The following is a 19,269-nucleotide window of genomic DNA, read 5'->3' on the forward strand; positions in this document are numbered from 1 at the left end:
GGGATGGACACCTCCCTCGAACATCTCGACGTCGTGATCGTCGGGGCCGGCCTCTCCGGCATCGGCGCCGCCTACCGCGTCTCCACCGGACTCCGGGGCAAGAGCTTCGCGGTCCTGGAGGCCCGCAGTGCGATCGGCGGCACGTGGGACCTCTTCCGTTATCCCGGCGTCCGCTCCGACAGCGACATGTTCACTCTCGGGTACCCGTTCCGCCCGTGGACCGAGGCCAAGGCGATCGCCGACGGATCGTCGATCCTCACCTACATCCGGGAAACGGCGGAGGACCCGGCCATCCGGGAGCGCATCCGGTTCCGGACCAGGCTGGTCGGAGCGGCCTGGTCCTCCGACGACGCCCGGTGGACCCTCGAACTCGACGTCACGGACGACGACGGCAACGGGGGCGTGGGGGTCGAGCGCCACCGGCTCACGTGCGCGTTCCTCTACCTGTGCAGCGGATACTACAACTACGAGCACGGGTACGAGCCGTCCTTCCCCGGCCTCGATGCGTACGAAGGGGAGATCGTCCGCCCCCAGTTCTGGCCCGAGGGACTGGACTACGCGGGCAAGCGCGTCGTCGTGGTCGGCAGCGGCGCCACCGCTGTCACCCTCGTGCCGTCCATGGCGCAGAAGGCGGCGCACGTGACGATGCTCCAGCGCTCCCCCACCTACATCACCGCCGTCCCGAGCCGGGACAGGTTCTCCGACGCGGTGCGACGCCACCTCCCCGCCGGCCTCGCCCACCATGTGGCCCGCGCCAAGAACGTACTCTTCACGCAGGCGTTCTACCAGCTGTGCCGCCGCCGGCCGGAGCTCGCCAAGAAGCTCATCCGCACCCAGACGGCACGGATCCTCGGCGACGAGAAGCTGGTCGACGAGCACTTCACGCCCGCCTACAACCCGTGGGACCAGCGGCTCTGCGTCGCCCCGAGTGCCGACCTGTTCAAGGCGCTCACGTCCGGCAGCGCCTCCGTGGTCACGGACACCATCGACACGTTCACGGCGCGCGGCGTCCGCCTCGCGTCCGGGAAGGAGCTCGAGGCCGACGTCGTCGTGACCGCCACCGGCCTCTCGATGCTGCCACTCGGTGGAGCCATCTTCACTGTGGACGGGCAGCCGGTGGACCTCGGTGACTCCTGGGTGTACCGGGGCCTGATGATCAGCGGTGTGCCCAACCTCGCCCTGTGCGTCGGCTACACCAACGCCTCGTGGACGCTCCGGGCGGACCTCAGCTCCCGCTACGTCTGCCGCCTCATCAGGTACATGGACCGCCACGGCCACCGATACGGAGCACCCGCGGTGGACGGCGACATGATGCCCCGCCCGCTCCTCGACCTGACCTCCGGGTACGTGCAGCGCGCCGTCTCGGCCTTCCCGAAGCAGGGCGACCGGCAGCCGTGGACCATGCGCCAGAACTACCTGCTCGATGCCCCGACCGCCCTGCACGGCAACCTGGCGAGGAACATGGTCTTCGACGCCCCGGCCCCGCCGTCCTCCCCCGCCCCCGAACTCCAGGAGATCCACGCATGAGCATCCGCCCCTTCCGGTTCGCCGGCGCCACCGCCGTCGTCACGGGTGCAGCAGGAGGCATGGGCGAGCACCTGGCCCGCGGCCTCGCGGAGCGCGGGAGCACCCTGCTGCTCGTGGACCGGGACGAGGCGGGGCTCGACGCCGTCGCATCCTCCATCCGTTCCACCTGGCCCGGCGCCGCGGTGACCACGTTCGTCGCCGATCTCGCGGACCGGGCGGCCGTCGAGCACCTGGCCGCCGACCTGCTCGCCGCCACCGACACCGTGGACCTGCTGGTGAACAACGCCGGCGTGGCCCTCGCGGGGCGGTTCGACCAGATCAGCATGGAGGACTTCGACTGGGTCATGGCCATCAACTTCTCCGCTCCGGTGCTGCTCACCCACCTGCTGCTGCCGAGGATCGGACCGGGCGGGCACATCGTGAACGTCTCCAGCCTGTTCGGGCTCGTGGGGCCCAAGGGCCAGACGGCCTACTCCTCGAGCAAGTTCGCCCTGCGCGGGTTCACCGAAGCGCTCCGCAACGAGCTGCTGCCGCGCGGCATCGGCACCACGACCGTGCACCCCGGCGGCATCCGGACCGGCATCGCGCTCAACGCGAGGATCGGCGGGGACCTCAGCCAGGCCGAGGTGAGGAAGGCGAAGGACGAGTTCACCAGGCTCCTCACCTTTCCTGCGGATCGGGCCGCCGAACTCATGCTCGACGCCGTGAAGGCGCGCAGGCCGCGACTGCTGATCGGACTGAGCGCGAAGGTGCCCGACGTCGTCGCCCGCATTGCCCCGATGTCCTTCGGCACGCTCGAACGCCGCGCCACCGCACTCGTCCGCCTCGCGGCGAAGGTGCGCCGATGAGCGGAGCGCGTTCCGGCACCGGGCTATCCGGCGCTCCGGGTTCCGCGCCCGGGGGTTTCCTGCTGGTCGGCGGCATCCGCGTGCGCTACCGCGACGAGGGCGCCCGCGAGAAGCCGCCGGTCCTCCTGCTGCACGGCATCGGCCGAAGCCTGGAGGACTGGGCAGGTCTCTCCTCGCGCCTCGCCCCGGACCACCGGGTCATCAGCGTGGACCTGCCGGGATTCGGGCTGTCCGAGCGGACGGAGGGCCGGTACTCCATGGAGTCCATGGCCCGCTTCGTCCTCGCCGCGCTGGACACGGTGGGCGAGCATCGCCCGCTGCACGTCGTGGGCAACTCCCTCGGTGGCGCGATCGCCATGAAGATCAGTGCGCTGGAGCCGCAGCGTGTCCGGAGCCTCGTGCTCGCGAACAGCGCCGGTTTCGGCAGGGAGGTGACGCTCGCGCTGCGGATCCTCGCCGTCCGGCCGGTGGGCCGGAGGCTCATGAAGGACAAGTCGCGCAAGGCTGCGTATCGTACGGAGCGGGCACTGTTCCACGACAAGCGGTTCGTCACCGAGGAACGCCTCGACCACGCGCAGGAGGTGGGCAGGAACCCGGCGTACGACGACGTCCTGCTCGCCGTGGCCCGGCACCTCGGCACCTTCCGGGGCGTCCGGCGTCGCTGGCGTACCCAGCTCCTCCGCACGGTGGCGGCCCAGCACAAGCCCACGCTCGTGGTGTGGGGAGACGAGGACCGGGTGCTGCCGTCGTCGCACCTGGACCACGCGCGGACGGTGTTCCCGCACGCCGGGTTCCACCTGTTCGAGCAGTGCGGGCACATGCCGCAGATCGAACGGGAAGAGGAGTTCGACGCCCTGGTCCGGGCGTTCATCGGCGGGATCGACACCCGGGACTGACCCTCCCAGCCCCTTACGCCGCCGCCGCGCCGGTGGTGAGATGGACCATGACACGCGTCATCTTCTACACGGCCTCCACCCTCAACGGCTTCATCGCCGACGAGCACAACTCGCTGGACTGGCTCTTCGCCGTCGAGCCCCCGCCGCCCGAGCACTACGCGCGGTTCCTCGACACGGTCGGCGTGCTCGTGGAGGGCTCGACGACGTACGAGTGGGTCCTCGACTTCGAGGGACTCCTGGAGGACCCCGGCACATGGGGCACGATGTACGGCGGGCGGCCGACGTTCGTCTTCACCACCCGGGAACTGCCGGTGCCGGAGGGCGCGGACGTGCGGTTCGTCTCCGGCGATGTCCGCGCGGTGTTCGAGCGCCTGCACGAGGCCGCCGGTGGCAAGGACATCTGGATCGTGGGCGGCGGGGACCTCGCCGGGCAGTTCCTCGCAGCCGGCCTGCTGGACGGCATCCAGGTGTCCGTCGCGCCGGTCGCCCTGACCGGCGGCGCGCCGCTGCTGCCCCTGCGCGTGGAATCGGACCGGCTCACGCTCCGCTCCGTCGAACAGCAGGGCCAGTTCGCTTTCCTCACCTACGACGTCCGGAGAGGACCCTCCTGAACACCAGGGCCGAGGCCCTCCGGCAAACCCGGCGACGTATGGCCGCTGCGCCTTTTCTTGAACGAACCCCGAGGGTTTCTCCGCTCCAGCTTCATCTTCTCCGGCGAGACTGGACCTTTCGATGGCACTCCGGCCACCGGACCCTGACGCGCGAAAGGAGCAAGGTGCAGCCCGTCATCGACAAGGCAGCCTTCTCCGAGCTGATGGCGGACATCGGTTCGGCCCGAGCAGCCACCTCCTTCGTCTCCCGGTTCATCGACCTGCTGGACGAACGCATCCTCACGATCGAGCGCTCGTTCCGGAGCCCGGATCCTACCGAGTGGTACGGCGCCGTGCACGGCCTCCAGACCGCCGCGGCGAGGGCCGGGGCGGGACGCCTCCAGGCGACGGCGGCCCTGCTCCTCGACCCCAGTGCCCTGGAGGCCCGCTCGGTCCTCGCGCTCATCGGGCAACTGCGGTCCGATGCCCGGGTCTTCACGCTCGCGCACACGGCTTTGTGCGAGGAGCAGGCCTTCGCGGACCGGCTGGCCACGCGCAGGCTCGCCTGACCGGGCCGACCACCCACCCGCCGAGCTCACCGCCCAGCTGGCGCCTGCCTGCCTCAGTCGAGCATGAGAACCAGGAGGCCGTCCGCCGCGCCGAAGCCGTGGCGTCCGTAGAGCGACCGCGACTGGTCGCTAGGAGCGGTGACGAGGCGGATCGCGCCCGCATCCCGGGCACACTCCGTCGCCGCCTCCACGAGCGAACTCCCCGTGCCGACGCAGCGGTGTCCGGGCGCCACGTAGACGTTCGCAAGGTACGCCCAGCACGACGGCGCCACCCCGGGCTTCGGCATGCGCCGGAAGAACGCGACGTTGCACATACCGACCGCGATGCCGTCGTCGTCCGTGGCCAGGAAGAACACGCGGTCCTGCGACCGGAACCAGGCGGCGAATGCGGCAAGGAACTGACCGTCGAGGTGCCAGCGCCGTTCATGACCGGACGTGCGCCCGGCGTCGTCCGAAGCCCAGGCAGCCCGAAGGGTCGCGAGTGCGAGCACACCGTCGCCGTCGTCCGCCGTGATCCGACGGACCTGCGTCACGCCCCGGCGCCCGGCCCGGGTACGTACGCGTCCTGCCACCGCGCCAGTTCGGCGAAGAACGCGGACCGCGCCGGTTCGGGCGAGAGTGCGAGGTCGTGGATGCCGCCCGGGATCCGCACCAGGGTCACGAGCCTGCCGAGCTTGGGCGCCCTCCCGGCGATGTGAGCGACGTCGAGCACCACATCCGTCGACGAGATGCGGCCCGGTTCCCGTGCGGGATCGGAGGTGGCGTCGGAGCACGCCACGAAGACGGGGCAGTCGATCGCGAGGCCGCGGTTGAGCTCTGCATGGCCCCGCCGGATGGCTCGCAACCAGCCTGCCACCACGGGGAACCCGCCGTGCGGCTTCCAGGCCAGGTCGTAGTCCCAGGTGCCGCCGGTGTCCCGGTGCAGGTACCGGCCGTAGGAGGATCCGAGCTTGCCGACGACGACGCGCGGCCGAAGCGTCCCGAGCCGATGGACCGCGGCGGTTCCGAGGGTGCGCTGGAAGAGGCTCGCGTTGAGGTCGAACCAGGGACTGTTCAGGGCGAGGGCGTCGATGATCCCGCTGCCACGGCGGCGGTGGGCCCACAGCGACGCGATCAGCCCACCGGTGGAGTGCCCCATGACCACGAGGACATCGTGCCCTTCGTCCTCGCGGATGATGCGGGCCGCCTCGTCGAGCTCCTCGTCGTACTCCTCGAGCGCCGCGGTGTAGTTGGGTGTCTGGTGCGCACGCAGCGACCGTCCGTATTTCCGCAGGTCCAGCGCGTAGAAGTCGAAGCCGGCCTCGTGCCAGGCATCGGCGAGGTTGGTCTGGAAGAAGTAGTCCACGAAGCCGTGGACGTAGAGCACCGCCCGCCGGGAACCTCCGGGGAGGGCCCTGCGGACGAGCGTCGCGACGACCTCACCCTCCTCGTCGGGACGCAGCGGAAGCGTCCGCACGTCGTACCCGGGGCCCAGGACGTCCTGGCGATAGGCCTGCTGCGCTGCGTTCGTCGTCATGGGCGGTCCTCCCGGGGCCTGGATCAGGTCAAGGGCGCCCCTGGCGGGGACGCCCGGCACTGGACCTGCTCCGTTCATCCGGAGCAAGGCTGCCGTCACCAGTGTGTCACCGGTCACGGATAGGCTGTCGCCACCGCATCACTACAGGAGCTGATCTCACGTGTCACAAAGTTTTCCAAGGGGCCACCGGCGTGCCGCCACGGCCGTCGCCCTCGGCTGCGTCGCAGCACTCGGTCTCGCGCCCGCAGCATCCGCCGCGCCCGGCGGCGGCGAGGGCACCCAGGGCGCCGTCACCATCACCGTCATGGGCACCAGCGACCTGCACGGCTACATCGAGAACTGGGACTACTTCACCAACGCCGAGTACGACGACGCCGCACACAACGACGTCGGACTCGCCAAGGTCTCCACCCTCGTCAACCAGGTCCGCGCGGACCGCGGCGAGGAATCGACCCTGCTGATCGACAACGGCGACACCATCCAGGGCACCTCCCTCACGGACTACTACGCGAACGTCCAGCCCGTGGACGAGACCGGCGAGACCCATCCCATGGCCGCCGCCATGAACGCCATGGGCTATGACGCCACGACGCTCGGCAACCACGAGTTCAACTACGGCGTACCGCTGCTGCGCACCTACGAGGACCAGCTCGACTTCCCGCTGCTCGGCGCGAACGTCAAGGACTGGGACACCGGAGCGGACGCCTTCACCCCGTACGTCATCAGGACCGTGAAGCTCAAGGGCCAGAAGCCCATCAGGGTGGGCATCCTCGGGCTGACCACCCCGGGGAGCGCCATCTGGGACAAGAACAACGTGGAGGGTGAACTCCGCTTCGAGGGCATGGTGGAGCAGGCGCAGAAATACGTGCCGGAGATGAAGGCCGCGGGCGCGGACGTCGTCGTCGTCAGCTCGCACTCCGGCCCCTCCGGGACATCCTCCTACGGAGGCGGACTGCCGGTCGAGAACGCGTCGACGCTGCTCGCCGAGCAGGTACCGGGTATCGATGCGATCCTCGCGGGGCACGAGCACCAGGAGATCCCGGAGCGCTTCGTCACGAACAGGCAGACGGGCGAGCAGGTACTCCTCACCGAGCCGAAGAACTGGGGCATGCGCCTGTCCGTGATGGACTTCGAGCTGACGAAGGTGCGCGGCCAGTGGGACGTCACCTCGGCGAACTCCGAACTGCTCAACACCAACACCGTCGAGGCCGACCCGAAGATCTCGGCCATCGCCGCCGACCAGCACCAGCGCGTGATCGAGTACGTGAACACGGCCATCGGCACGGCGACGGCGACCATGTCCGCCGCCGAGTCGCGCATCCGTGACACCGCCGTCATGGACTTCGTCAACGAGGTCCAGGCGGGAGCGGTGGACAGGGCCCTCGAAGGGACGCCCAACGCCGACCTCCCTGTCCTGTCCATCGTGGCGCCCTTCAACCGGGCCGCCGTGATCCCGCAGGGTCCCGTGACCATCCGTGACATGGCCGGGCTGTACGTCTTCCCGAACACGCTCTTCGGGGTGGAGATGACCGGCGCCCAGGTCAAGGACTACCTCGAGTACTCGGCGAAGTACTTCAACCAGAGCGCACCCGGCACTCCTGTGGATCCTGCGACGCTCACCAACGCCGCGGGCACGCCCGACTACAACTACGACATGATGTCGGGCGTCTCCTACGACATCGACATCAGCAAGCCGGTGGGCCAGCGCATCACCGACCTCAGCTACGCCGGAGCGCCGATCGACCCGGCGCAGCGCTTCGCGGTGGCCACGAACAACTACCGGCAGTCGGGCGGCGGGAACTTCCCGCACATCGCCACGGCCCCGGTACTCGTGAACCAGACCACCGAGATCCGCCAGCTGCTGATCGACTACCTGATCGCCGAGGGCACCATCGACCCGGCGGACTTCTTCGTGGAGAACTGGAAGCTCACCCGCAACGGCGAGCCGGTCTTCGACTAGGGCGCATGTCTGCTCACCCGCCCGGCGGGTGAGCAGACACTCCCGGTCGCTTCATCCGGTCCTCGGCCGCTGGTACCTTCGGGGCCGGGCCGGGGACCCTGTGCACAGCCGTGAGGCTACGTCGGCCCGGGCGGCGCAGACGTGGCGGCGGCGGTCCTGGCGAGCGCCGCCTCGATCATCTCGAAGTCGATCTTCACGTGCTGGCGGGCGATGCCCTCCGCCGCATCGGAGTCCTGCGAGCAGATCGCGGCCACCAGCAGCTCGTGGTCCTTCAGCGCCCGGGCCTCCATGGCCTCGACGCCGTCCACCGGCCCCCAGGGATGCGAGGGCGCGGCCAGGTTCAGGCGGGCCTCGACCTCCGCGAGGAGCGCACCCAACAGCGCGTTGTGCGTCGCCGTGCTGATCGCCGCATGCAGCGCCGCGTCGGCCGACTGGGAGGCCTTGCCCGACGCCGCTGCGCGGAAGTCCTCGAGGCGTGCGCGGAGTACCACCACGTCCTCGTCACTCCGGTTGTCAGCGGCGGAGCGAGCGAGCGCTCCGTGCAGGAGGCACAGCGTCTCCCTCAGGTCCCGCATCGATTCCCAGCGTGCTCCGAGCGTGCGCTGCACAGCCTGTCCGGAAAATGCCTCCGGTTGCCCTGTGACGAAGGACCCGCCGTTCCGGCCGCGCCTCGTCTCGAGGATCCCCTGGGACACCAGCCGTGCGATGGCCTCGCGGACGGTCATCCTGCCGACGCCGAGGGAGACCGCCAGGTCCCGCTCCGAGGGAAGGCGGGCGCCGGGCAGGTACTCCCCCACCGCGATCGCCGTGACCAGCCTGTCCGCGATCTCGTCCCCGCGGGAGTGGGCCTGCAGGGGAGCTGAAAGAAGCCCTTCGAGGGGCGGCGTTCGAGTCTGGGCCTGGTCAGACACCTGCATTCCCCCACCCTAGGTCAGGTTTTACCTGCCGGAAACAAAAGGTCTTCCAGAAAGACCTTTTGTGCGCAAGGATACTGCTCAGACCGATCAGGCTCGCCCGCTGAAGGTCTCGATCCCCCTTCTGCGGCGCGTTCCACCCTTCCTGGACCGGGACCGCCGCATGTCCGAACGAAAGGCACATCGGTGGCCACTCCCCACTCCTCCGGCGAGTTGAGCGCGCAGCAGCAGCTCGAATCCTACGGATACAAGCAGGAGCTCAAACGGTCGGTCTCCACGACCGACCTGCTCATCTACGGGTTGATCTTCATGGTGCCGATCGCCCCCTGGGCGATCTTCGGTACGGTCTACAACGCGGCCGACGGCATGGTTCCCCTCGTCTACCTGATCGGGCTCGTGGCGATGATCTTCACCGCCCTGGCCTACTCGCAGATGGCGAGGTCCATCCCGCTCGCGGGGTCCGTCTTCTCATACGTGGGCCGCGGCATCCACCCCACGGTCGGGTTCTTCGCCGGCTGGGCGATCCTCCTCGATTACCTCCTCATCCCGACGCTCCTCTACGTGTTCGCCGCGGAGTCGATGATCGGCATCTTCCCCGGCTCGGCGCGGTGGGTGTGGGCACTGGTGTTCGTCGCCATCAACACGGCCGTGAACCTGCTGGGCGTGAGCTCGCTCAAGCTGATGAACCGCATCTTCCTCGTGGTGGAACTGGCCTTCGTGGTGATCTTCATCGTGATCGCGGCATCTGCCCTCAACGGCGGCACCATCCCGGGCGCCGAGTTCTCCGCCGCACCCGTCTGGGACGCGGACAAGGTGAGCGGCCCGCTGCTGGCCTCGGCCCTCTCCATCGCCGTCCTCAGCTTCCTCGGGTTCGACGGCATCTCCACCATGGCCGAGGAATCCACCGGCAAGCGCACCGCGGCCGGGAGGGCCATGATCATCGCGCTCTTCATCGCCGCGTTCTGCTTCGTGACGCAGACCTGGCTGGCCAGCCTCCTCGCGGCCGACCAGGGTCCCTTCTCGGAGGAAGCTGCCGGCAATGCCTTCTTCGACCTGGTGGAAGCAGCCTCGAGCAGCACCTGGGCCACGGCCTTCTTCGTGGTGAACGTGCTCGCCCTGGGTATCGCGAATGCCATGGCCGCACAGGCCGCGACCTCGAGGCTGCTCTACTCGATGAGCCGCGAGGGCCAGCTGCCCAGGTTCCTCAGCGCCATCAACTCGCGGAAGGTCCCCCAGTACGCGATCATCACGGTGTCCGTGATCTCGGCCGTCCTGGTGCTGTTCTTCGTCGGCCAGATCGACATCATCTCGGCGCTGGTCAACTTCGGGGCGCTGTTCGGGTTCCTCATGCTCCATGTCTCCGTCGTGGTGCACTACATGGTGCGCAAGAAGTCCACCAACTACCTCCTGCACCTCGTGGTCCCGGTGATCGGCTTCCTCATCATCGGGTACGTGCTGCTCAACGCGGCGGCCGAGGCGAAGATCGGCGGCATCGTCTGGCTCGTCATCGGCGCCTGCGTCTTCGCCTATTACAGGAGGACCGGACGCACCACGGACATCTCCGGGAGGAACTCCTCCGCTCCGGACGAGGACTACCAGACCGTGACCACCGGCGAACGCGAAGGACTTTGACCATGACCGGCACTGCAGCATCAACCGCCCCCCTGACGGACGGCCTCGACCACTTCCTCGGCAAGGAACACGGGCAACCCGGCTTCACGGCCGAGGTGGAGCCCGCACTGCGCATCGCTCCCGGCACCGGGGCGCTCATCGGCTTCGAGACGAGCGACGAGGTGTACGCGCAGCTCCACGAACACAAGGACATGGGCAAGCTGACCGTCCAGCTCAACCCGGTCACGGGTCCGCTGTACGTCGAGGGTGCAGAACCCGGGGACGCGCTCGCCGTCACCATCCACGAGATCCGGCTGAAGGACTGCGGCTGGTCCGTCAGCCTGCCGGGAGTGGGCGCCCTGCAGGAGAGGATGGGCCCGGACATGTTCACGCGCCGGGTCCCCATCGACGGCGACGGCGTCCATGTGACGGACCGCCACGCCCTCGAACCGGCCCCGATGATCGGCTGCATCGGCACGGCGCCTGCACGGGGATCGCACTCGACGGTCATGCCGTCCTACGCGCAGGGCGGCAACATGGACCTCACGGACTGCCGCCCCGGCACCACGGTGTACCTGCCGGTCATGACGGAGGGCGCCTACCTGTCCATCGGGGACATCCACGCGATCATGGCGGTCGGCGAGTCGTCCTTCGTCGCGATCGAGGCCGAGGGGGTGGCCGTCATCAGCGTGGACGTCGTCAAGGATCTGCCTCTCCGGGCGCCGAGGGTGGAGACCGAGTCGGAGTGGATCTTCGTCGGCCTCGGCGACCCCGTGCAGGAGTCGGTCCAGCGCGGCTACGAGGACGCGTTCGACTTCCTGGTGGACACCCACGGCCACACGCCCGGTGACGCGTACGCCCTCCTGAGCGCGGTCTGCCATTCGCGGCTGGGCGGCCCCACCGGCAGCACGGCGCCCGACCCGCTGCACCCCATGGCTCCCGTCGGCGCGGTGACGACCCACCACCTGCCCAAGAGCGTCCTCTCCCCATAGGGCTGCGGCGAGCCGGGTACCGGCAGCGGAACTACCGGCAGGACGCGGACCCCGGTCCGCGTCCTGCTGCATCTCGTCCTAGATTGGAGGCATGACGATCGACATCGCGACGGCCACGGCCGACGACGCGGCGGCACTGGCCGTGTGTGCCGCCACCACCTTCCCCCTCGCCTGCCCGCCGGACTCCCCGCCCGAGGACATCCAGCGGCACATCGACGCACAGCTCTCTGCGGAACGGTTCGAGGAGCACCTCACCGCTGGAGGCCGCACCATCCTCTGCATCAGGGACGGTCGCCGGATCGCCGGCTGGAGCATGCTGGTCGAGGACCAGCCCGTCGACGCCGACGTGCTGGCCGCGCTGACCGTCGCACCCGCCCTCGAGCTCAGCAAGTTCTACGTGCACCCCGACCACCACGGCAAGGGGTCCGCAGCGGCGTTGATGACCGCGACCCTGGATCTCGCCGCGCGGTCCGGGCAGCCGGGCGTCTGGCTCGGCGTCAACCAGGAGAACCTCCGGGCCATCCGCTTCTACACGAAGAACGGCTTCCGCAGGGTGGGGACCAAGCGGTTCCGCCTCGGCGACCGCTACGAGGACGACTTCATCATGGAGCGGACGCTCCCCGCCGTCCGGAGCGCGCCGTCGGACTGACTCCGTCGGCGCATGACCGCCCGCGCGGCCGGCGGGGCAGGGCCGGCGCCTAGTCCACCGTCAGCTCGCCCATGCGTCCCCAGCCCTCGGCGCCGATACGCTCGCTGATGATCTCCGGGGTCTCCACGAGCGCCTGGGGCATGTCCTGCATCGCCTGGGAGAAGTGGTCGCTGTTCACGTGCGCCTCGGCGGCGTCGTCCTGGAACGCCTCGATGAGCACGAAGCGGTTGGGATCCTCGACGCTGCGCGACCAGTCGAACCACAGGTTCCCGGGTTCCTGGCGCGTCGCCTCGGTGAAGTCCCGCGTGAGGTCGATCCAGCGCTCGCTCCACTCGGGCTTCACGTTGAACTTGACGACGATGAAGATCATGGGATGGTGCCTTCCTGGTGGAGGTATCGAGCTCGGGTACTCCTCCAACCTATAAGCTCCAGCGACCTCCCGCATGCGCCCGCACCGCCTGTGGAGGGCGAGTTGTCAGATCGCGAGGCTGGGGTGCAGCTTCTCCAGCGACCACGAGCGGCCGCGGTGCGAGGCGACGACCGACAGTCCGGCCGCGAGCACGAAGAACACCAGCAGCTGGGCGGCCGAGAGCCACACGACGCCGAGGTCACCACCGGCGATGAGGTGGCGCAGACCCGTGACCGCATGCGTCATCGGCAGCAGCGGGCTCAGGAACTGGAAGAACCCCGGCTCGGTGGCCACCGGATAGGTACCACCGGCGGAGGTGAGCTGCAGCATCAGCAGCACCAGCGCCACCAGCCGTCCGATGCCGCCGAGGAGTGCGACGAGCGCCTGATGGATGGCCGTGAAGACCAGGGCGGTGAGGATGGTGAAGGCCACCAGTCCCACGGGGTGCGGCGTGGTCAGCCCGACGCCGGCCACCAGGATCCCGAGCAGCACCAGTGCCTGGAGGACCGCGAACAGCGCACCCTGCAGGTACCCGGCGGCCGAGACCCGCCAGGACGCGGCCGTGGAGGCGAGCGCCCTCGGCGACAGGGCACGGAGCACGATGTACGTCACGATGCCACCCACCCAGAGGGACAGCGGGATGAAGTACGGCGCCATGCCCTCGCCGTAGGCGTCCACCGCGTTGGCGTGCGTGCGCTCGATGGACACCGGAGAGGAGGCGACGCCGCTCAGCTCGCTGCGCTGCTCGTCGCCGTAGTCCGGGACCTGCCCTGCGCCCTGGTCGAGCTGCGTGGCGAGGTCGCGGGATCCACGGGAGAGGGTACCGAGGCCGTCCTCGAGCCGTGTCGCGCCGTCGTACGCCTGCCCCGATCCGTCGGCCAGCGAGGCCGCTCCTCCTGCGAGCCGGGCCGCACCGCCGCTGAGTGTCGCCGCGCCGGCGGCGATCCGGTCGGCGCCGTCGGAGGCCGAAACGATCCCCTCCCGGAGGGTGGGCGTGTTCTGGGCGAGCGCGGACGTCCCGGCCTGCAGTCGGGCGAGCCCGTCCGCGAGGCTGTCGGCGCCCTGGGCCACCGTTGCCGCACCCGCGGCCGCGTCCTGGGCACCCGTCGCCAGGCCCGCGCTTGAGGCGGCCAGCTGATCGGCGCCGTCGGCCGCAGTGGTAGCGCCTGCGGCTGCCGTTCCCGCGCCCGAGGCGAGGTCGGTGGCGGAGGTGGCGAGCGTACCGGCCCCACGGGAGACCTGATCACTGCCTGCAGCGGCGGCCTCCGCACCGCCGACGAGCTGCTGGAGCGCCGCGAGCCGCTCGGCATCCGTGAGGGAGCCGTATCCTGCCATGAGCTGGGCGAGGCCGTCGGCCACTGCCCGGGAACCGGCAGCCGCCTGCCCCGCTCCGGACGAGAGCTGGGCAGCACCCGTCGAGAGGGCACCGGCACCGTCGCCGAGCTGCCCGGCGCCGTCGGCGACGCTGCGTGTACCGCCGGCCAGCGCCGTCGCGGATGCTGTGAGCCGGGTGGCTCCGTCCGCGACGGACTGCACGCCCGGAGCGAGCCGGGAGGCACCATCCCGGAGCGTTGCTCCGCCCGAGGCGGCCGAGGCGGCACCGTCGGCCAGCTCCTGCGACTACGGAGCGAGGTCCACGGTCACCGCATCGAGCTGCCCGAGCCCTGCGGCGAGGTCCCCGGCACCCGTCGAGAGATCCACCGCTCCGGCGGCCACGTCCGCGGTGCCTGCCGAGAGCTCGGTGCTGCCCCTGACGAGGTCCCCGAGGCCGACGACGAGCGAGGCCGATCCCTCGTCGGCGCCCTGGGCGCCGTCGGCGATCCTCCCGGCACCCTCGCCGGCCTCGGCGAGCTCTCCGTGGAGGGAGGAGAAGCCGAGGTAGATGCTGTCGAGGTAGTCCTTCGTGGCGCCGGACTGCACCTGGCGCTGAAGGTTCGCCGCCACGGTGTTGCCGACCTGCCCCACGATGTAGCTGTCGGCGTCGTTGGTGGTGATATCGAGCAACGCACGGGCAGGGGCTTCGCCGCTCACCGAGGCGAGCTGCGCGGAGAAGTCGGCCGGGATGTCGAGGGTCGCCGCGTAGGTGCCGTCGTCGAGCCCCGCCTGCGCTTGCTCCCGGTCGACCGCCACCCAGGTGAAGCCGGCGTCGTCGGAGGAGGTGAGCGTGGCCGTGAGGTCCGCGCCGGCCGAGATGGTGGCCTCGGTGCCGTCGGGGCCGGTGGCGGTAGCGGGCCGGTCCTCGTCGACGACGGCGGCCGTCAGCTGGTCGAGGCTGCCCGTCGGGTCCCAGTTGGCGGCGAGGTACAGCCCGCCGTAGAGGGCGGGGATGACGGCGATGACCAGCAGCGCGGCCTTCGACGTGAGGGTGATGCGGAAGCGTGAGAGTTCCGTGCGGAGCAGGGAGAACACGGTTTACCTGATTTCGGGGGCTGGAGACGAGGGAAGGGGTGCCGCGGAGCCGAGGGCGTGGACGGCGACGGGGCGCAGCGGAAGCACGCTGAGGCGATGGCCTGCATCGAGGACGTCGTCGAGCTCCCGCCGGTCCTGGCAGGTGGCGACGACGGTCAGCGGCGCAACGCCGTTCCGGCGCGTGCGCTCGAGGGTGAGGAGTGCGGCCCAGGCGGCGCGGCGCTCGTCCGCGGTGCGGAGCTGGTCGACGTCGTCGACCACGAGGATGTCCGGCCCCGAGGCCAGGGCGAGGACGAGGCCGAGCGCGAAGCGGGCCACGGGCGATGCGTCCCGGACGAGTTCTCCCCGGTGGAGCCGGGCCTGTGCGAGGGCGACGGCGGCGGGATCGTCGCCGAAGGCGTCCCCGAGCGCTCCCAGCAGGTCGTTGGCGGCGGTGATGGTGCGGCCGACCTGCTCATGGGTACCGGACCGCCGCCACCACGGGCCGGCGAGTCCGAGCGCCTCGGCGACGTGGTGCCTGACCGTGAGGGTCTCGTCGAGCGGCGTCACGGTCGCGTTGCCGGTGAAGCCGATTCTCCGCCGCGCGGTCCCTGCCTGCCGGGGCAGCGAGAGCCCGAAGACGGACACCTGCCCGGCCGTGGGGGCGAGCCGACCGGCGAGCGCCAGCGCGAGCGCACTCTTGCCCGTCCCCGACTGTCCTGCGAGGACGGCGAGCGACCCGGTGCCGACGTCGAACGTGACGTCCTCGAAGACGGTCCGCTTCCCGGCCCGCAGGGTCAGCCCACGGACGGAGACGGCCGGCGCACGGTCCGCCGACCGGTCGGGCTGCGCGGCGAGCAGGGAGATGTCCATGGCGTCCTCAATTTCAATACCTGAAGTATTCAATACCAATGGTATCGTAAGTGCGGGAGGACAGATGACGACAGCACAGCCGGAGAACGGCAGCACGACGGCGGGCCGCCCGCGGCGGCGACCGCGCCGGGAAGATGTCCGCGCCGGGCTGCTCGCCGCAGCCCTGGAGGTCTTCGAGGAGATCGGGTACGTCGCCGCACGGCTGGACACGATCGCCGAACGCGCGGGCTACACGAAGGGCGCGGTCTACTCCAACTTCGGGTCGAAGCAGGAACTCTTCGCCACGCTGCTGAGTGAACGGCTCGCCGATACGGCCGCGGACGTCCTGAGCCAGGTGGACCACCTGACCTCCCTCGAGGAGACCGTCCTGCACACCGCGCACTATCTCGCCCGCGGGGTCCTGCAGGAGCAGCGGTGGCACGCGCTCGTCGTCGAGTTCGCACTGCAGGCCGGGCGGGACCCGGAGGTCGGCGCAGTCTTCCGCGAGCACCGGCGCAGCCGTCGTGCCATGCTCGCCGCCACGCTGGCCCAGCGGGCAGGCACCTTCGGGGCGCCGTCGGACCCCGGGCACTACACGGTCTTCGCGACGATCCTCCTGGCCACGGTGAACGGCATGGCCGTGGAATGTGCGGCCGATCCCGACGCCGTCACCGAGGAGCAGGTCACCGAGAGCATCGCGGCGGTCCTGCGGGCCGCGCTCGCACCCTGAGCCCTGCCACCCCGGCGCACGCCGGCCGTCGTCACCATCGTCATCGCCGTCGTCGAGGTCACCGAGCGGCGTGGCCGGTCACGTGTGCGTACGGTAGGCGTGCAGGGGCATCGGAAAGGGGACCGGCATGGAGTGGAACACGGTGCTGCAGGCCGCCCTCGCGACCCTGCTCGCCTACGTGCTGTTCCTCGCCTGCCTCGTCGCCTATGCGCGGCGCCATCCGGAGATCCTCTCCCTGACCGATGTGCTGCGCCTCGGACCGGACCTCCTGCGGCTCATCCGGCGCCTTGCCGCCGATACCACCCTCCCCCGGCGGACCCGGATCATCCTCGGCGCGCTCGTGGTGTACCTCGTCCTGCCCATCGACCTCGTGCCGGACGTGCTGCCGGTGATCGGGTACGCGGACGACGTCGTGCTGATCGCGCTGGCCCTGCGGGCCGTCGTGCGCAGCGCGGGCCAGGGCGCCCTCGAGCGGCACTGGTCGGGGTCCGACGGCGGCCTGCGCACCGTCCGGGTGCTGGCGAAGCTCTCCGGTCCCGGCGCGGACGACGCCCGCCGCAACACGGAGTAACGCAAAGTCATACGACGCTTTTGAACGGGCGTAATCTCCTGCGCATGCAGCATTCCGCGGGATCGATCCCCACCCTTGACCTCAGTACCGCACGTTCTGCCGATGGATCCTTCAACCCCGGGTTCATCGATGAGCTGCGCAATGCCGCCCACACCGTCGGCTTCTTCCACGTCGTCAACTACGGCGCCGCCCCTACCCAGGTGGACGATCTCTTCGATGTCACGCGCCGGTTCTTCGAGCTCCCGCTCGAGGAGCGGCTGAGCATCCACAACCGGACATCGCCCCATTTCCGCGGCTACGCCGGCCTCGGCACCGAGATCACCCGTGGCCGTCCCGACGCCCGGGAGCAGATCGATTTCTCCCCGGAGCGCGAGCCGCTCAGCGACTACCCGGCCGGCGAGCCGTTCTGGCTGCTCCAGGGCCGGAACCTCTGGCCTCGGGAAGCCCTCCCGGAGCTCGAGGAGCAGGCCATGGCCTGGGCCGGCCTGATGTCGCAGGTGGGCGCCGAGCTGCTCTCCGCGATCGCCGTCGCCCTCCACCTTCCCGAGGACTACTTCGCCGAGCCCTTCGAGCGGACGCCCGCCTGGATGGCCAAGCTCGTGCACTACGTCGGCGGAGTCGTCGAGGGATCCGGGTCGCAGGGCGTCGGCGCCCACGCCGACTACGGCTTCGTGACGCTCCTGCTGCAGGACCAGGTCGGCGGCCTCGAGGTCCTCCCCCACAGCGCGAGCGAATGGGTGCCGGTGGCGCCGATCCCCGGCGCGCTCGTGGTCAACCTGGGCGAGATGCTCGAGGTGGCCACCGAGGGCTATCTCGCGGCCACCATCCACCGGGTCACGGCCCCCGCGCCGGGCGTGGACCGTTACGCCATCCCGTTCTTCTGGTCGCCCCGACTGGACGCCGTGATCGAGCCCGTACCGCTCACGGATGACCTGAGGGCCGCCGCACGCGGCATCACGGACGACCCGGAGAACCCCATGCTGTCCTCCTACGGTTCCAACGTCCTGAAGGGGCGCGTCCGCGCGCACCCGGACGTCACCGAGCTCCACCACCCCGAACTCGCGAAGAAGTAGCCGGCGGACACACCGCAGGACACGACGACGGCGGCACCTCCCGGGTGCCGCCGTCGTGCGTTCGGAGGCCGCTGCCAGGTGAGCAGGGCCCGCGCCGGCAGCTGACAGGTCGGCAGGATCACCCGGGAGGACGATGACCGACGGCGTACCTACAGCTCGGCCGCGACGGCCGCGACGGCCTCGAGTTCGACGAGCTGGCCCGGATAGCCGAGCACCGTCACCCCCATCAGGGTGCTCGGCGGCGCCGGCTCCTTCACCACCCCGAGGAGTGCATTCCAGACCGCGGCCAGATCGTGCCGGTCGGCAGAAGCCACGAGGACACGCAGATGGACGATGTCGGCGAGCGCCGCGCCCTGTGCGTCGAGGGCTCGGCCCAGGTTGTGCAGGGCGAGGAGGGCCTGCTCCGCGAACGACGCCCCAGCAACTGCTCCGTCCGGGGAGAGGGGGCAGGCACCCGCACTGAACACGAGGCGCGACGACGGCCCGACCGGCGCCGCGTAGGCATACGACGCGGCAGCGAGACCGGCGAAGGAATGCGCAGAGGGCTCCATGGCCACAATCTACGCCGTACCATCCACCCAGCGGATCCGGATGGGCCCGCGTGCATCCGGCTCCACGCTCTCGCCGTGCTGGGTGACGTCGACGCGCCCCTCGCCTGCCAGCTCGAACGCGATGCGCCGAGCGGCAGGCATGAGGTCCCGCCACTCCTCCCCGCCGACGCTGCGGGCGGCATCCGACGGGCACAGCGTCTTGTCGCTCCCGCGCTGCTCCGCGATGCGCAGGATCTCGGTGCGCAACAGGCCGTCCGAGGATCGCTCAGCCATCGACGGAGCGCTTCCGCGCCGGGCCGTCGGGTCGCGGCGGGTGCAGCGCGTCGAGTTCCTTCAGCGCTGCGGTCCACCGCGCCTTCCTCTCGGCCTCCGACTGCTCCCACCAGGGCTTCCCCCGCTCACCGAGCCCTTCCTTCGCCAGCTGCACGGTGCGCCGGGCACGCGGCAGTGCCGCGCCGTCGTCGCCCTTGGCGCTGTTGCGGACCCCGGAGCGTCCACGCCCGAGATGGGACATGAGGCGCGCCAGCACGTCCTCGGGCAGGGACGGATCGGTCCTGCGCCAGCGTCGGCCGCTGTGGAGGAAGAATCGTTCGTCGTCGGTCGTGTTCCGCGGATCCGCCATC

The 19,269-nt window shown here is 70.3% G+C and carries 22 protein-coding genes; 12 read left to right on the plus strand and 10 right to left on the minus strand.

Features of this window, described 5'->3' with window-relative positions; all coding sequences use genetic code 11:
* Positions 1-3: 3 nt before the first annotated feature.
* The 5 genes from AC1MFI_RS02230 to AC1MFI_RS02250 all read left to right on the plus strand — a co-directional run bounded on the left by AC1MFI_RS02230 (position 4) and on the right by AC1MFI_RS02250 (position 4,430).
* A complete protein-coding gene (locus AC1MFI_RS02230; protein ID WP_479819336.1) occupies positions 4-1,527 on the plus strand; it encodes a flavin-containing monooxygenase in 1,524 nt (507 codons plus the stop codon).
* Entirely contained in the window at positions 1,524-2,375 is an 852-nt protein-coding gene (locus AC1MFI_RS02235; protein ID WP_479819337.1) for an SDR family NAD(P)-dependent oxidoreductase, read from the plus strand. Before AC1MFI_RS02230 ends, AC1MFI_RS02235 begins: the two co-directional genes overlap by 4 nt.
* The gene (locus tag AC1MFI_RS02240) at positions 2,372-3,271 is read left to right on the plus strand and encodes an alpha/beta fold hydrolase (RefSeq protein WP_479819339.1); all 900 of its coding nucleotides are present in this window, start codon (positions 2,372-2,374) and stop codon (positions 3,269-3,271) included. The genes AC1MFI_RS02235 and AC1MFI_RS02240 overlap by 4 nt, the downstream gene beginning before the upstream one ends.
* Before the next feature lie 47 nt (positions 3,272-3,318).
* Positions 3,319-3,882, plus strand: coding sequence for a dihydrofolate reductase family protein (locus AC1MFI_RS02245; protein ID WP_479819341.1), 564 nt, complete (start codon positions 3,319-3,321; stop codon positions 3,880-3,882).
* A 164-nt stretch (positions 3,883-4,046) separates the two neighbouring features.
* Entirely contained in the window at positions 4,047-4,430 is a 384-nt protein-coding gene (locus tag AC1MFI_RS02250) for a hypothetical protein (protein WP_479819343.1), read from the plus strand.
* Positions 4,431-4,483: 53 nt separating this feature from the next.
* Here AC1MFI_RS02250 and AC1MFI_RS02255 read toward each other — a convergent pair whose 3' ends face one another.
* Together AC1MFI_RS02255 and AC1MFI_RS02260 are read right to left on the minus strand one after the other, a co-directional pair.
* Complete coding sequence (locus tag AC1MFI_RS02255) at positions 4,484-4,963, minus strand: GNAT family N-acetyltransferase (RefSeq protein WP_479819345.1); 480 nt, start codon at positions 4,961-4,963, stop codon at positions 4,484-4,486.
* Complete coding sequence (locus AC1MFI_RS02260) at positions 4,960-5,946, minus strand: alpha/beta hydrolase (RefSeq protein ID WP_479819347.1); 987 nt, start codon at positions 5,944-5,946, stop codon at positions 4,960-4,962. Before AC1MFI_RS02260 ends, AC1MFI_RS02255 begins: the two co-directional genes overlap by 4 nt.
* Positions 5,947-6,106: 160 nt before the next feature.
* Here AC1MFI_RS02260 and AC1MFI_RS02265 point away from each other — a divergent pair, with 160 nt between their 5' ends.
* Positions 6,107-7,906: a bifunctional metallophosphatase/5'-nucleotidase gene (locus AC1MFI_RS02265; RefSeq protein ID WP_479819349.1), complete on the plus strand. Its 1,800-nt coding sequence runs from the start codon at positions 6,107-6,109 to the stop codon at positions 7,904-7,906.
* A gap of 116 nt (positions 7,907-8,022) precedes the next feature.
* On the opposite strand, the gene AC1MFI_RS02270 is transcribed toward AC1MFI_RS02265, so the two are convergent.
* Positions 8,023-8,823, minus strand: a complete 801-nt coding sequence (locus AC1MFI_RS02270; protein ID WP_479819351.1) for a FadR/GntR family transcriptional regulator — start codon at positions 8,821-8,823, stop codon at positions 8,023-8,025.
* Between the two features lie 183 nt (positions 8,824-9,006).
* Here AC1MFI_RS02270 and AC1MFI_RS02275 point away from each other — a divergent pair, with 183 nt between their 5' ends.
* From AC1MFI_RS02275 to AC1MFI_RS02285, 3 genes are all read left to right on the plus strand, one after another.
* Positions 9,007-10,452 (plus strand): APC family permease, encoded by a 1,446-nt coding sequence (locus AC1MFI_RS02275; protein WP_479819353.1) that lies wholly within the window; start codon positions 9,007-9,009, stop codon positions 10,450-10,452.
* 2 nt (positions 10,453-10,454) lie between these two features.
* Positions 10,455-11,423, plus strand: a complete 969-nt coding sequence (locus AC1MFI_RS02280; RefSeq protein WP_479819355.1) for an acetamidase/formamidase family protein — start codon at positions 10,455-10,457, stop codon at positions 11,421-11,423.
* A gap of 91 nt (positions 11,424-11,514) precedes the next feature.
* Positions 11,515-12,072 carry a GNAT family N-acetyltransferase gene (locus AC1MFI_RS02285; protein ID WP_479819356.1) on the plus strand — a complete coding sequence of 186 codons (558 nt, stop codon included), beginning with the start codon at positions 11,515-11,517 and terminating at the stop codon, positions 12,070-12,072.
* Positions 12,073-12,121: 49 nt separating this feature from the next.
* Here the strand turns inward: AC1MFI_RS02285 and AC1MFI_RS02290 are convergent, their stop codons facing one another.
* The 4 genes from AC1MFI_RS02290 to AC1MFI_RS02305 all read right to left on the minus strand — a co-directional run bounded on the left by AC1MFI_RS02290 (position 12,122) and on the right by AC1MFI_RS02305 (position 15,742).
* Positions 12,122-12,442 carry a putative quinol monooxygenase gene (locus AC1MFI_RS02290; protein ID WP_479819358.1) on the minus strand — a complete coding sequence of 107 codons (321 nt, stop codon included), beginning with the start codon at positions 12,440-12,442 and terminating at the stop codon, positions 12,122-12,124.
* Positions 12,443-12,547: 105 nt separating this feature from the next.
* Positions 12,548-14,017, minus strand: a complete 1,470-nt coding sequence (locus AC1MFI_RS02295; protein WP_479819360.1) for a YhgE/Pip family protein — start codon at positions 14,015-14,017, stop codon at positions 12,548-12,550.
* A gap of 84 nt (positions 14,018-14,101) precedes the next feature.
* On the minus strand, positions 14,102-14,890 hold the full coding sequence (locus AC1MFI_RS02300) for a YhgE/Pip domain-containing protein (RefSeq protein WP_479819362.1): 789 nt from the start codon (positions 14,888-14,890) through the stop codon (positions 14,102-14,104).
* Between the two features lie 3 nt (positions 14,891-14,893).
* Positions 14,894-15,742: an ATP-binding cassette domain-containing protein gene (locus tag AC1MFI_RS02305; RefSeq protein ID WP_479819364.1), complete on the minus strand. Its 849-nt coding sequence runs from the start codon at positions 15,740-15,742 to the stop codon at positions 14,894-14,896.
* Between the two features lie 64 nt (positions 15,743-15,806).
* Between AC1MFI_RS02305 and AC1MFI_RS02310 the strand changes: the two genes are divergently transcribed.
* From AC1MFI_RS02310 to AC1MFI_RS02320, 3 genes are all read left to right on the plus strand, one after another.
* Positions 15,807-16,451 carry a TetR/AcrR family transcriptional regulator gene (locus AC1MFI_RS02310; RefSeq protein WP_479819366.1) on the plus strand — a complete coding sequence of 215 codons (645 nt, stop codon included), beginning with the start codon at positions 15,807-15,809 and terminating at the stop codon, positions 16,449-16,451.
* A 127-nt stretch (positions 16,452-16,578) separates the two neighbouring features.
* A complete protein-coding gene (locus AC1MFI_RS02315; protein ID WP_479819368.1) occupies positions 16,579-17,022 on the plus strand; it encodes a YkvA family protein in 444 nt (147 codons plus the stop codon).
* A 44-nt stretch (positions 17,023-17,066) separates the two neighbouring features.
* The gene (locus tag AC1MFI_RS02320) at positions 17,067-18,095 is read left to right on the plus strand and encodes an isopenicillin N synthase family dioxygenase (RefSeq protein ID WP_479819370.1); all 1,029 of its coding nucleotides are present in this window, start codon (positions 17,067-17,069) and stop codon (positions 18,093-18,095) included.
* A 149-nt stretch (positions 18,096-18,244) separates the two neighbouring features.
* On the opposite strand, the gene AC1MFI_RS02325 is transcribed toward AC1MFI_RS02320, so the two are convergent.
* The 3 genes from AC1MFI_RS02325 to AC1MFI_RS02335 are packed head-to-tail and all read right to left on the minus strand — an operon-like array spanning position 18,245 to position 19,268.
* Positions 18,245-18,646: a RidA family protein gene (locus AC1MFI_RS02325; protein WP_479819371.1), complete on the minus strand. Its 402-nt coding sequence runs from the start codon at positions 18,644-18,646 to the stop codon at positions 18,245-18,247.
* A 9-nt stretch (positions 18,647-18,655) separates the two neighbouring features.
* Positions 18,656-18,919 carry a DUF3253 domain-containing protein gene (locus AC1MFI_RS02330; protein ID WP_479819372.1) on the minus strand — a complete coding sequence of 88 codons (264 nt, stop codon included), beginning with the start codon at positions 18,917-18,919 and terminating at the stop codon, positions 18,656-18,658.
* Complete coding sequence (locus AC1MFI_RS02335) at positions 18,912-19,268, minus strand: hypothetical protein (RefSeq protein ID WP_479819374.1); 357 nt, start codon at positions 19,266-19,268, stop codon at positions 18,912-18,914. The genes AC1MFI_RS02330 and AC1MFI_RS02335 overlap by 8 nt, the downstream gene beginning before the upstream one ends.
* Between the last annotated feature and the right edge of the window lies 1 nt (position 19,269).

The organism is Arthrobacter sp. BC5 (assembly GCF_056680255.1).